Source organism: Pseudomonas sp. 09C 129 (assembly GCF_002843625.1).
Classification (GTDB): domain Bacteria; phylum Pseudomonadota; class Gammaproteobacteria; order Pseudomonadales; family Pseudomonadaceae; genus Aquipseudomonas; species Aquipseudomonas chlororaphis.
This window is the reverse complement of sequence record NZ_CP025261.1, coordinates 6,460,983-6,473,206: the sequence shown is the minus strand read 5'-3', so window position 1 is coordinate 6,473,206 and position 12,224 is coordinate 6,460,983. Positions and strand designations below refer to the sequence as shown.

Genomic DNA, 12,224 nt, shown 5'->3' with positions numbered 1-12,224 from the left:
TTGCCGGTATGAATTCAGACCGTGATTAACGCCAGGCAGTTCGCCGTTATACTCGCGCCTCTGTTTGGGAGCCAGTATGAATTCTTTGCCAATTGATGAAGTTTTACCCGCTCTGCGTGAAGCCCTGGCGACACGCCACGAGGCCGTGCTCGAAGCACCGCCCGGCGCCGGTAAGACCACCCGTGTGCCTTTGGCCCTGTTGAACGAACCCTGGCTGGCCGGACAACGCATTCTCATGCTCGAACCGCGGCGTCTGGCGGCGCGGGCGGCGGCCGAGCGCCTGGCCAGCGAACTGGGGGAAAAGGTCGGCGAGACCGTGGGCTACCGCATCCGTCTGGATAGCAAGGTCGGCCCGAACACCCGCATCGAGGTGGTTACCGAGGGCATCCTGACCCGCCGCCTGCAAGACGATCCGGCGCTGGAAGGCGTCGGCTTGCTGATCTTCGACGAATTCCACGAGCGCAGCCTCGACGCCGACCTGGCCCTGGCCTTGAGTCTCAATGGCCGCGATCTGTTTCGCGACGAGCAGCCGCTGAAAATCCTCCTGATGTCGGCGACCCTGGAAGGCGAGCGCCTGGCCGGGCTGCTGGACGACGCGCCGATCCTGCGCAGCGAAGGCCGCATGTTCCCGGTCGATGTGCGCTGGGGGCGGCCCTTCCAGCCGGGCGAGTTCATCGAGCCGCGGCTGGTGCAGACCCTTCTTGAAGCGCTGAACGATGAAAGTGGCAGCGTCCTGGTGTTCTTGCCGGGGCAGGCCGAGATCCGTCGGGTGCACCAGCAGTTGGCCGACGCCCTGGGCGAGCGCCCGGAGATGCTGCTCTGTCCGCTGCACGGTGAACTGGACCTGGCGGCGCAGCGCGCGGCCATCGAACCGGCCCCGCCCGGCAAGCGCAAAGTGGTGCTGGCGACCAATATCGCCGAGACCAGCCTGACCATCGACGGCGTGCGCGTGGTGGTCGATGCCGGGCTGGCACGGGTGCCGCGTTTCGACCCGGGCAGCGGCATGACCCGTCTCGACACCCAGCGTATTTCCCGTGCCAGCGCCACCCAGCGCGCCGGCCGGGCCGGGCGCCTGGAGCCGGGTGTGTGCTATCGCCTGTGGTCCCAGGACCAGCACGAACAACTGGCGGCCTATGGCAGCGCGGAGATTCTCCAGGCGGACCTGGCGGGCCTGGCCCTGCAACTGGCCCGCTGGGGTGTGACACCGGCGCAACTGGTGTGGCTGGATGTGCCGCCCGGCGCGGCCTATGCCCAGGCCCAGGACTTGCTCGAACGCCTCGGAGCGCTGACGGCCAAGGCTGGCGAGGACTGCAAGCTGACGCCTCATGGCCAGGCAATGGCCGAGTTGCCGGCCCATCCGCGCATTGCCCATCTGCTGTTGCGCGGCCAGGCCCTGGGGCTGGCGGACATGGCCTGCGACGTCGCCGCCTTGCTCGGCGAGCGCGACATCCTGCGTGGCGGCGGTGCCGACCTGCATAGCCGCCTGGTGCTGCTGTCCGGCGAAGAGCGCGCGGCCCGTGGCGCCCAGGGCGGGGTCCAGCGGGCTCGGCAGCTGGCCCGGCAATACCGTGGTTATCTGCGCGGACAACCAAGCCAGGCGGTGGCGGACCCGGATCACCCGCGCTGGCTGGGCGCCTTGCTGGCGCTGGCCTATCCGGACCGGGTCGCCCAGCAACGTCGTCCCGGCGGCGCCGAATACCGGCTGGCCAACGGCCGCGCGGCGCTGTTCAGCGAGACCGACAGCCTGATGAAGCAACCCTGGCTGGTGATCGCCGACCTGGGCAGTCGCCAGGGGCAGCGGGAAGAGCGCATCTACCTGGCGGCGGATTTCGACCCGGCGCTGTTCGACTCGGTCCTGGCCGAGCAGGTGCGCTGCGTCGATCAGCTTGATTGGGACGAGCGCGAAGGGGTGTTGCGTGCCGAGCGCCAGCGCAAGGTCGGCGAACTGGTGCTCAGCCGCGAGCCGCTGACCGGCCTGGACGAGGCAGCGCGCTGCCAGGCGCTGGTCAACCTGGTGCGGCGCAAGGGCCTGGAACTGTTGCCCTGGACCCCGGAGCTGCGCCAGTGGCAGGCCCGGGTGGCCTTGTTGCGCCAGCTCGATCTAGAGGCCAAGGGCGAAAGCCAGTGGCCGGATGTCAGTGACGCGGCGTTGCTCAAGAGCCTGGAAAGCTGGCTGCTGCCGTATCTGGGCAAGGTTTCGCGCCTCAGCCACTTCGCCAGCCTGGAACTGGCCAGCATTGTCCACAGCCTGCTGCCCTGGCCGTTGCCGCAGCGCCTGGACGAGCTGGCGCCGCACCACCTGACAGTGCCGTCCGGCTCGTCGATCCGCCTTGATTACAGTGAACAACCGCCGATTCTCGCGGTGCGCTTGCAGGAGTTGTTCGGCCTGGCAGAGACACCACGGATCGCCGGTGGCCGGCAGGTGGTCAAGCTGCATCTGCTGTCCCCGGCGCGGCGGCCGGTGCAGGTCACCCAGGACCTGGCGAACTTCTGGCGCAGCACCTACGCCGAGGTGAAGAAGGACCTCAAGGGCCGTTACCCGAAACACTACTGGCCGGACGACCCGCTGGTGGCCGAAGCCACGGCCCGTGCCAAACCGCGCAAGTAACCCAGTGTGTAGCCGCTGCCGCAGGCTGCGATAGGTCCGCAGGACCTTTAGCGCCAGTGCCGACGCCAGCGACCGTTCCGGCCGATCGGCGGCAGCGGCTACGGTGCGGCGGGCAGCAGGAAGCGGGCAATCAGTGGCAGGTGGTCGGAGATGCGCAGGGTGTCGTCCTGCCGTACCTGGGCCTCGACTCGCTTGAGCCGCGGGCTGTGGAACAGGTAGTCGACGGTGCGATCCGGGCCGCTCAGGGCCGGGTCGTTGGGGTAGTGGGTCAGCCACAGGGCGCGGTCGATACCGCTGGCTTCGTTGTTGGTGGGAATCATCGGGTACTTGTCCCAGAGCGTGTGCAGCGCGCTGTCGGCGGAGTAGGGCGTGCGTTGCTCGGGGGCGAGCCGCTGGTACTGGCCCAGGGGCAGCAGGCTGAAGTCGCCGCCGATCAGCCAGGGCGTACCACGGGCTTCGAAGCGGTCGAGGATCCTGGTGACCGCGTTCACCTGGGCTTGCAGGGTGTCGTCGGGTTTCGTCGCGCGCTCCAGATGGGTGTTGAGCACCGCCATCTGCCCGCCGTCGCTTAACGGCAGGTAGCTGACCAGCACGGCGTTTTTCGGCTGGAACTGGCGGCTGAGGAGATTGGCCTCGGGCACCGGCAATTGCAGGCGTTCGGCGTGTTCGATGCGGTAGCGGCTCAAGGTCGCCAGTTGCCGGCCGACGCTGCCGAAGATGTGCGGGGAGGGTACGAAGTCGGCCTTCCAGTCGAAGGCCTGTGTGCTGCACGGATACAGGTCGGTCAGGCGTTCCTGCAGCAGCTTGAGCTGGTCCTGGTAGCCGCTGGCCTTGGCGCCGTCGTCCAGCTCCTGCACCAGCACGATGTCCGGCTGTTCATCGCGAATCACCCGGGCCACTTCGTCCAGGCTGAAGGCCATGTCTTCCGGGGTCGGGCGCTCGTCCGGCCCTTGGGCCTGGTCGTTCCAGAACACGTAGCGCTTGCCTGCCAGGTACTGCACGTTCCAGATCATCACCTTCAGCGCCTGGCCCGGCACCAGGCTGGGCACCTTGCCGGTGCAGGCGACCGGCAGCGACTCCTTGGCGTCGGGGCGCCAGGTCAGGCTGTAGACCAGGGCTGATAACAGGCCTGCGCTGATCAGCAGGCCCAGGAGGATGAAGCGAAATAGGCGGGGCATCGGCTCGGCTTATGGCGTTGCTGGATTGAGCCCGAGCATAACCGAGAGCGGGACCGCGGCCCAAGGGGTAGAGCGGTCGGCCCCCGGGGTCATTGCTGGTCAGGCGAGTCGCCGATCAGCATGAACAGGCGGAATACCACCACGCTGGTGAACAACTGCAGGAAGCTGTGGGCGCTTTCGATCAGCAGCGACAGCATCGGACCCGGCTCGGGGTACGCCGCCAGGCTGGCGCCCTTGAGCACCCACAACGGGGCCATCACGGCCAGGATGCAGACCAGGATCCGCAGGAAGTGCCCGCGGGTCAGGCGGAAGCTTTCCTTGATCGCGGCCAGTGGTTGCAGGCCCTTGAGCACCAGCAGGTATTCGGCGAAGGCCAGGGTCACCATCAGCCACAGCCCGGGCAGGAAATACAGCGACAGGCCCAGCAGGATCAGCAGGGTGTTGATGGCGGTCAGCAGGGCAAAGCGCGGCCACAGGCTGACGGTCGCGGCGAGCAGGTCGCGGGCCAATGGCGATTCGCCACGGCTGCGGGCATCTAGAAACAGGATCAGTACCCCGGTGTAGAGCGGGTAGATCAGCAGGCCGACGATCACGCTGTAGCCGGGAAAGGCCTCGGGGCCCAGCGAGCTGTCGACCGCCTGCTGCAGCAGCGCTTCGAGGACCACCAGCGGCAGGCACAGTTGGACGATACGGCCCAGGTTGCGCTGGCAGAAGTACAGGGAGTCGCGCAGAACGGTTAACGGATTCATCAGTGGTTATCGCAGATCACAAAAAGCGGTTGGACACTTTAACCGATGCAGCCCCGGGGCGAGCAAACGTAAACGTTAGGTAAAGGCCATTGAAAGCTCGCTGGGCAGCCCCATTACTGGTTGCACCTTGCGCATGACGGACAAGGCCCCGTTTTTTACCGGCAATCTAAAGAGGTCGCCATGAACAGCGAAGAGCAAACCCTGATCGATGGACTGTTTTCACGGTTGCAGCAAGCCGAGAAGGATTCAGCCCCGCGCGACGCCCAGGCCGAGGCGCGGATCAAGGAGCATCTGACCCGGCAGCCTGCCGCCGGGTATTTCATGACCCAGGCGATTCTGGTGCAAGAGGCGGCAATCAAGAGCCTCGACGAGCAGAACAAACAACTCACCCAGCAAGTCCAGCAACTGCAGGCCGAGCTGCAGCAGGCCAGGTCCCAGGCCGCGGCGCCGGCGCCCAGCAGCGGTGGCGGCTTCCTTTCGAGCATCTTCGGCAGCGGTTCCCGCGATCCGCAGCCGGCGCCGACGCAAAGCGCTCCGGCCTCGTCCGGCGGTGGCTGGCGCGAACCGGCGCGGCCGGCGTTCAACCCGCAGCCGCAGCAGAACTACCCGCAACAGAGCTATCCCCAGCAAAACTATGCCGCGCCACCTCAGCAGGCTCCGGCCGCGGCTGGCAGCAGCTTCCTCGGCGGCGCGCTGAAAACCGCCGCCGGTGTGGCGGGTGGCGTGATGCTGGCGCAAGGCCTCAGCAGCCTGTTCCACGGCAACCAGCAGCCGCAGGAAATCGTCGAAGTGATCAAGGAAGAACCGGCGCCCGCCAGCGACAACGCGGGTGGCTGGGGCAATGACGAGCAGCGCATGGCCAACAACGACTCCTGGGGCAACAACGACCAGGGTGGTTTCAGCGATGCCGACTACGGCAACGACGACAGCTCGTTCTTTTCCGACGACGATTCCTTCGTCTGATCCGCCATCGGTCCGGAACGCAACAGCGTCCCGGACCGATTATTCGCGGAACCTTCCTTCTGGCTGGCATACTGGGCGACTTTTCAGGGTTTGAGTCCCGGCCCAGTTCGCGCGCGTGAGCGCCATGAGGATAAGCGGTGAAAAAAATCGCTGTGTTCGCCGATGTCCAGAATCTCTATTACACCGTGCGCCAGGCCTATGGCTGCCACTTCAACTATGCCGCCCTGTGGGCCGATATCAGCCAGCAGGGGCAGATAGTCGAGGCCTACGCCTATGCGATCGACCGGGGCGACAGCAAGCAGCAGCAGTTCCAGCAGATCCTGCGCAACCTGGGCTTCACGGTAAAACTCAAACCCTATATCCAGCGCAGCGACGGCTCGGCCAAGGGCGACTGGGACGTGGGGATCACCATCGACATCATGGACGCCGCCGCCCATGTCGACGAAGTGGTGCTGGCTTCCGGTGATGGCGATTTCGACCTGTTGCTCGAGCGCATCATCAGCAAGCACGGGGTCGAAGCGGTGGCCTATGGCGTGCCGGGGTTGACCGCCAATTCGCTGATTCGCGCGGCCACGCGCTACGTGCCGATCGAAGGCGCGCTACTGCTCAAAAGCTGAGCTGACTATTTTTTGTACGGAGCTGGACAGGTTTGGAACGCATCGCAGTCATCGACTTTGAAACCACCGGGATCTCCCCGAGCAGCAGTTGCCGGGCCACGGAAATCGCCGTGGTGATCCTTGAGCAGGGGCGCATCGTCGAGCGTTACCAGAGCCTGATGAACGCCGGCGTGCGGGTGCCGGCCTTCATCGAACAACTGACCGGCATCAGCAACGCCATGCTGCGCGGCGCGCCGCCGGCCGAGCAGGTGATGAACGAGGTCAACGAGTTCGTCGGCACCACGCCGCTGCTGGCGCACAACGCTGCGTTCGACCAGAAGTTCTGGGACTACGAACTCGGCCGGATCAAGCGCACCCGCTTGCAGAACTTCGCCTGTTCCCTGTTGCTGGCGCGACGGCTGATGCCGGCGGCGCCCAACCACAAGCTCGGCACCCTCACCAGTTTCGCCAGCCTGCCCCATACCGGCCAGGCTCACCGGGCCATGGCCGATGCGGAAATGGCCGCCAACCTCACCGCCCACCTGGCGCTGGAGCTGCGGCAGAAACACGGGCTGCGCGAGCTGTCCCACGATTTCCTGTGCAAATTGCAGAAAGTGCCGGCCGCCAAGATCGGCGAACACCTCAAGCGCCATCGCGGCGCCTGACTCCCGTAGCCGCTGCCGCAGGCTGCGATAAGGCTCGAAGAGCCTTCCGAGGCCCTCAAGAGCGCGTCTCCTTCGGAGCCGATCGCAGCCTGCGGCAGCGGCTACAGTCGGCGCTGGCTGGGTTCACTTGCCGTTGCTTTCCAGATGCCCCAGCGGCACGCGCTGTTCGATGGCGCTGGAGAGCACGATCGAGGTCTTGCTGAACCCGTACTTCGCCACCCGGTTGATCAGCTCTTCCAGCTCCGGCATCGAGCCGACGGCGGCGCGCATGATCACGCACGGATCGCCGGTGACCCGCTGGCATTCGGTGAGTTGCGGGATCCGGCTCAGTTCGTCGTAGGCCTTCTGATTGCCGTGCTGGGCCATGCGCAGTTCGATCACGCACTGGATCGGCAGCCCGAGCTTGGCCAGGTCGACCTTGGCCTGGTAACCGGTGATCACTCCGCTGGCTTCGAGTTTGGCCACCCGTTCGGCCACGGCGGGGGCGGAGAGGTTCACCTTGCGCGCCAGCTCGGCGTAGCTCGCCCGGCCATTTTCCAGCAGGGCGGCGAGGAGCATGCGGTCATATTTATCCATGATAAGGCTCTCAAACTCAGCGACTTTCGAAAGCATGGTTTATAGCCAGAATCTCCATGTTTTGAAAAGTGTACCGATGCTTTAAACAGGTTTTGTAACTTAAGTTCCGCCGGCCGGCTTTCTAGAATAACCCTCTCCCTCGTCCTGTCTTCGAGCTTCCCATGCCTGGCCTACGCCGTTTTCCCTTGCCCCTGATTGCCGCCTTTTTTGCGTTGTACGTGATCTGGGGGTCGACCTACCTGGTGATCCGTATCGGTGTCGAATACTGGCCGCCGCTGATGCTCGCCGGCATCCGTTTCGTTATCGCCGGCAGCCTGATGTACGGCTTCCTGCGTTGGCGCGGGGCGCCGGCACCGACCTGGGCGCAATGGCGGGCGGCGGGGGTGATCGGCATCCTGCTGCTGAGCTGCGGCAATGGCGCGGTCACTGTCGCCGAACACATGGGCGTGGCGTCCGGAGTGGCGGCCCTGGCGGTGGCCACGGTGCCGTTGTTCACCCTGCTGTGCGGTTACTTCTGGGGGGCGCGCAACACTCGCCTGGAATGGGCCGGGATCGTCCTCGGGCTGATCGGCATCGCCATGCTCAACCTCGGCTCCAACCTGCAGTCGAGCCCGACCGGCGCGGCTTTGCTGGTGTTCGCGGCGGCGGCCTGGGCCTTCGGTTCGGTGTGGAGCAAGCACCTGCCGTTGCCGCAAGGGGCGATGGCCAGTGCCGTCGAGATGCTGGTGGGCGGCGTGGTGCTGCTGATCGGCAGCTGGTTGAGCGGCGAGCAACTGGCCGCCGTTCCGCCGATCGAAGGCTGGGCAGCCCTGGCGTACCTGATCGGTTTCGGCTCGATCATCGCCTTCAACGCCTACATGTACTTGCTCAAGCATGTGCGTCCGGCGGCGGCCACCAGCTATGCCTACGTCAACCCGGCGGTAGCGGTGCTGCTGGGGATCGTGTTTGTCGGCGAGACCATCGGCCTGGAGGAGGCGCTGGCGATGGTGGTGATCATCAGTGCCGTGGTGTTGATCGGCCTGCCGCAGTGGAGCCGACCGAAAGTGAAAGTGCTGGCGGAAGAAACGACTGCCTGACACTGGCGGTCGTGATTGCCTGAACCCCCGGGCGAGCGCGCTGCGTTCGCCCGGGGGGCAGTTACAGGGGCATCAGTTACAGGCGCCTTCGTCGCGCCAGACCTTGCCGCTGCCTTCGCCTCCGGTATACGCCGGGTTACCCGGTTCATTGCCCTGGGTCCACCAGCGCGCGGTATAGAAGTGGCCGTTGTGGCTGACCTTGTTGCCGGTCAGGTACGCGCTCTTCGCGTTCCATTGCCCCAGGCAGAGGCTGGGTTGTCCACCTTCCTCGACGCTGACCTTCACGTTGTGCTCGCTGACCGCTGTGTGATGGCCGTTGCTCAGTTCGAGGCTGAAGCGGTAGTTGGCGTCCTTGCCGGTCTTCGGTGCGATGAACGTCAGTTGCGGCCCGTTGGCCTGGAAACTCAGGCTCGGGGTGACGCTCCAACGGTACTCCAGGGGCAGGCCCGCGGGGTCGCTGGAGCCCGAGGCGTCGAGCCGGACCTGCTCGCCGGCCTTGGCTTGGGTCGCACCGTTGATGCTCGGTAGCGGTGGCTCGACCTGAGTGTCGTTGTCGCATGGTCCCAGATCCTTCCACACCTTGCCGCTGCCGTCGGCGCCGGTGAAGTTCGGATTGCCGGGTTCGCTGCCCTGTACCCACCAGCGGGCCATGTATTGGCGACCCTTGTGCTGCACCTGGTTTTTCTCCGTATAGACCTTGCCGGCTTCCCACTGGGCTTGGCAGCTGGCCGCGTTGCCGCCGGCCTTGACCAGCACTTCATGGCTGGCGCTGCTGCTCTGCTTGCCGTTGCTCAGCTTCAACGTGAAGCGGTAGCGGGTGTCGCTGGCCCGTTCGGGCGCGCTGAAGCTCAGGCGCGGGCCGTCGAAGCTGAAGTCCAGGGCCGGCGTCACTTCCCAGGCGTAACTCAGGGCATTGCCCTGCGGGTCGCTGGACGCGGAGGCATCCAGGACCACCTGCTGCCCGGCCTCGGCCTCGGTCTTGCCATTGATCACCGCCACCGGCGGCAGGTCGGCGTCGACCGGCTTGAGGGCGGCGGACTTGACCTCGTTGTCGGCGCTGAATTCGCCATCGGCGAGCAGCGTCCACGGACCGTCCGGGCCGGCGCCGCCATACACCTGGTAATCCTTGATATTGCCGCTCAGGCCCTGGTCCTGGCGTGGCAGGTAATGCAACTGGGAGAAGCGGCTCTCGGTGCCCAGGTCGATCACCAGTTGATGGGGATAACCGGCCCCGGTCGCCGAGGCCCAGTAGGACTTGGGGTTGCCGTCGAGGATGTTGCTGCCGGGCGAACCGGCCTGGGTGCTGCTGGCGGAGTGGATGCGCCAGCCGCGGGGCAGGGATTTGCCGCGGGCATCGGCCAGGTGCAGTTCGGCGATGCTGGCGCCTTCCTTGCCATCCACCGAGGAATTGGCCACCAGCCGCACATAACGCGCCTTGACGGTTTCGTTCTGGGTGGCGAAGGCGTGACCCTCGATCACCATGCCGGCCACGCTCTTGTTCTTTTCCACACGCAACGCCAGGTACCAACGGCCGGCCTGCGGATCGTTGACCGCCAGGGCCACGCCGTTGTTTTCCAGGGAACGGTAGTCATAGTCGCTGACGCTTGGCTGGCTGCCCTGCTTGAGCAGCAGTTGGACCTTGCTCGACGACTCGTTCTGCGGGCCCTGGGTCACGCTGAACACCAGGCGCTGGGTGCCGCTGGGGACGTCCAGGGGGAAGTAGCGTATTTCGTCCTTGGCCAGATCGACCGACTGTTGCAGCAAGGGTGTGGCTTGCTCGTCGGCCAGGGGCACCACGGCAGGCGCGTAGGCGGAGATCTTCGCTGCGTTCTCGCGCCAGACCCTGGCCATGTTCGCGGTCTGCGCATCGCCCAGCGGCACTCCACGGCTGTCCTTGAGATCCGGGTTGGAGTAGTAGGGCACCTGGTTGCCGCAGAGGATGGTGCCGACCCGGCCGTTGTTGTAACCGAAGCGGTAGCTTTTGCCGTCCGAGCAGTGGCTGCCGCCGATGTTGTGCGCCAGTTCATGGCGAAACACCGTCGGCCCATTGATGTAGTTGATCGAGTAGCGCCCGTTGACGTAGGCCCAGCCGACGGCCGTGTCCTGGCCCGGGACGCCGCGCACGAAGCTGGCGACCAGGTCCGGGCTGTACTGCTTGATGCCGTCGGCGAACACTTTGCTGACCTGGCTCAGGGAGCCTGTGGTGATCGGCATGTCATCGCTGACCACCTGGGTACCTACCAGGCGTAAACGCACGCCCTGGATCTGCGATTGCTGCACGGCGCGGTTGACCGCCACCACCTGCGCCAGGGCATAGGCTTCGGGGTCACCGATAAACCTGGCCGACGCCTCCGAGAAGCCTGCCAGCAGGTCGATGAGGATGTCCCCGTTGGCGCTGCGATCAAGCTGATAGCTGCGTTGGCCGCTGCGCGATTCGAGCAGGTTGGGCTGCTCCTTGCCCGGGACTTCCAGGGAGTCCTGGGCATGGGCCGGGCGTTGCGGGCCGTCGAAGCGCAACAGCGACTGCTGGCCATCGGCGGTGCCACGAATGATCGCATTGGCTTGCGGCAACAGCGCGACGAAGCTGCCATCGGCGCGACTGGCGACAATCATTTCGTCCTCCGGCTGCAAGCTGCGGCTATGGGTCTTGCCGACCAGCACCCTGAGGTCCTTGAAGCCATCGGCCGTGGTCGGCACGAGGCTGCGGATGCTCAGGCCGGTTTCCTGTTGCAGGCGTTGGGTGCCGACCTCGGCCGTACTGCGGGCTCCCGGGGCGAGGGTCTGGAGGTTGATGAAGGGGCCGCTCTGGGCGGCCGGAGCCTGCGAGCCGGTCTCCTGGGCCAGTAGCTCGCCGCTCACGGGCAACAGTACGGCCGCCGCGAGGCTGGCGCAGTAAAGGCGGTGGGCGCGGGAAAGCGCGGTCAATCTGAAGCGAGGCATAACCATTCCTGAAACCGCACGGACGCCCCCCAGCCGATCGGGATCGACAGAGTGCCTGTGCGGGTAAGTGATGAATAAGGAGGTGTGCCGGCGGCCGGGATCATAGGCGGTGGGTCACTGCCCTGTACATTGACCCGGCGGCTTTTCGTACCCGTCCGAAACGCTCGGTGTCCGGGCGCAAGGTATTTTTACGTGATGCCTGGAAGAGGCCTCCGCTTGAGAGTGTCGGGTAGCGCGCGAGCAAAAACGCCGGGCATTGCCCGGCGTTTTTTGTTCCAGCCTGTCGTACTCAGTCCGGGTTGGACAGCATCACCAGCGCTAGCAGTACCAGGACGAAGGCCAGCATGAACAGCAGGCTGATCCCGGCGACGCGCCACAACGAGAAGAAAGGCCCCTTGCTGAGTTTGTGTTCGATGACAACCGGACCGAAGAGCTGGCGTGCGTAGGTGTTCATCGCAAAAATCGGTGGCAGTACGAAGACCACGGCTGGAACGCTTTCCGGCAGCACCGCGCCCAGCACCATCATCAGGATGAGCAGGCCGATACCGATGTACCAGGCCTTCTTCACTTCGCTTTCACGGCCGAGCGCCTTGAGGTTGGCGGCGATCATGTAGGACCCCGCCACGGAAGTGCCGAGGAAGGTGGCAAGGCCGACAGCGTTGATACTGTACAGGCGCAATGGCGCAGTCGCCGCCGGGGTCTGCAATTCGGCGGTCGGTGTCTGGAAGGGGTTGGGTGTATCCATACAGGTCAGGCTCCTGGATCTTCAAAGGTGCGATAGGGAAAAAAGGGGCTGAATTCTCCTCCCGTACCTCAAGGCGCGTCCACCCGCATTCTTCATGCCCGCCAGCTGGCGAGCTGTAGCGGGGCAAC

10 protein-coding genes are annotated in these 12,224 nt (G+C 65.4%); 5 read left to right on the top strand and 5 right to left on the bottom strand.

The window, feature by feature from the left end:
• The first annotated feature begins 76 nt into the window (after positions 1–76).
• Positions 77–2,608 (top strand): ATP-dependent helicase HrpB, encoded by a 2,532-nt coding sequence (hrpB, locus tag CXQ81_RS28895; protein WP_101339209.1) that lies wholly within the window; start codon positions 77–79, stop codon positions 2,606–2,608.
• A gap of 98 nt (positions 2,609–2,706) precedes the next feature.
• Here hrpB and CXQ81_RS28890 read toward each other — a convergent pair whose 3' ends face one another.
• Positions 2,707–3,786 carry an endonuclease/exonuclease/phosphatase family protein gene (locus tag CXQ81_RS28890; protein ID WP_101339208.1) on the bottom strand — a complete coding sequence of 360 codons (1,080 nt, stop codon included), beginning with the start codon at positions 3,784–3,786 and terminating at the stop codon, positions 2,707–2,709.
• An 89-nt stretch (positions 3,787–3,875) separates the two neighbouring features.
• Positions 3,876–4,535, bottom strand: a complete 660-nt coding sequence (locus CXQ81_RS28885; RefSeq protein ID WP_007929142.1) for a membrane protein — start codon at positions 4,533–4,535, stop codon at positions 3,876–3,878.
• Positions 4,536–4,715: 180 nt separating this feature from the next.
• Between CXQ81_RS28885 and CXQ81_RS28880 the strand changes: the two genes are divergently transcribed.
• From CXQ81_RS28880 to CXQ81_RS28870, 3 genes are all read left to right on the top strand, one after another.
• On the top strand, positions 4,716–5,498 hold the full coding sequence (locus CXQ81_RS28880) for a DUF2076 domain-containing protein (RefSeq protein ID WP_007929140.1): 783 nt from the start codon (positions 4,716–4,718) through the stop codon (positions 5,496–5,498).
• Positions 5,499–5,635: 137 nt separating this feature from the next.
• Complete coding sequence (locus CXQ81_RS28875; protein ID WP_007929138.1) at positions 5,636–6,115, top strand: NYN domain-containing protein; 480 nt, start codon at positions 5,636–5,638, stop codon at positions 6,113–6,115.
• Between the two features lie 32 nt (positions 6,116–6,147).
• A complete protein-coding gene (locus CXQ81_RS28870) occupies positions 6,148–6,759 on the top strand; it encodes a PolC-type DNA polymerase III (protein ID WP_007929135.1) in 612 nt (203 codons plus the stop codon).
• A 123-nt stretch (positions 6,760–6,882) separates the two neighbouring features.
• Here the strand turns inward: CXQ81_RS28870 and CXQ81_RS28865 are convergent, their stop codons facing one another.
• Positions 6,883–7,335 (bottom strand): Lrp/AsnC family transcriptional regulator, encoded by a 453-nt coding sequence (locus CXQ81_RS28865; protein ID WP_007930752.1) that lies wholly within the window; start codon positions 7,333–7,335, stop codon positions 6,883–6,885.
• 161 nt (positions 7,336–7,496) lie between these two features.
• Between CXQ81_RS28865 and yedA the strand changes: the two genes are divergently transcribed.
• The gene (gene yedA, locus CXQ81_RS28860) at positions 7,497–8,411 is read left to right on the top strand and encodes a drug/metabolite exporter YedA (protein ID WP_009045765.1); all 915 of its coding nucleotides are present in this window, start codon (positions 7,497–7,499) and stop codon (positions 8,409–8,411) included.
• A gap of 72 nt (positions 8,412–8,483) precedes the next feature.
• On the opposite strand, the gene CXQ81_RS28855 is transcribed toward yedA, so the two are convergent.
• Both CXQ81_RS28855 and CXQ81_RS28850 read right to left on the bottom strand, forming a co-directional pair.
• Positions 8,484–11,351: a discoidin domain-containing protein gene (locus CXQ81_RS28855; protein ID WP_101339207.1), complete on the bottom strand. Its 2,868-nt coding sequence runs from the start codon at positions 11,349–11,351 to the stop codon at positions 8,484–8,486.
• A 289-nt stretch (positions 11,352–11,640) separates the two neighbouring features.
• Positions 11,641–12,096 carry a hypothetical protein gene (locus CXQ81_RS28850; RefSeq protein WP_085534561.1) on the bottom strand — a complete coding sequence of 152 codons (456 nt, stop codon included), beginning with the start codon at positions 12,094–12,096 and terminating at the stop codon, positions 11,641–11,643.
• Between the last annotated feature and the right edge of the window lie 128 nt (positions 12,097–12,224).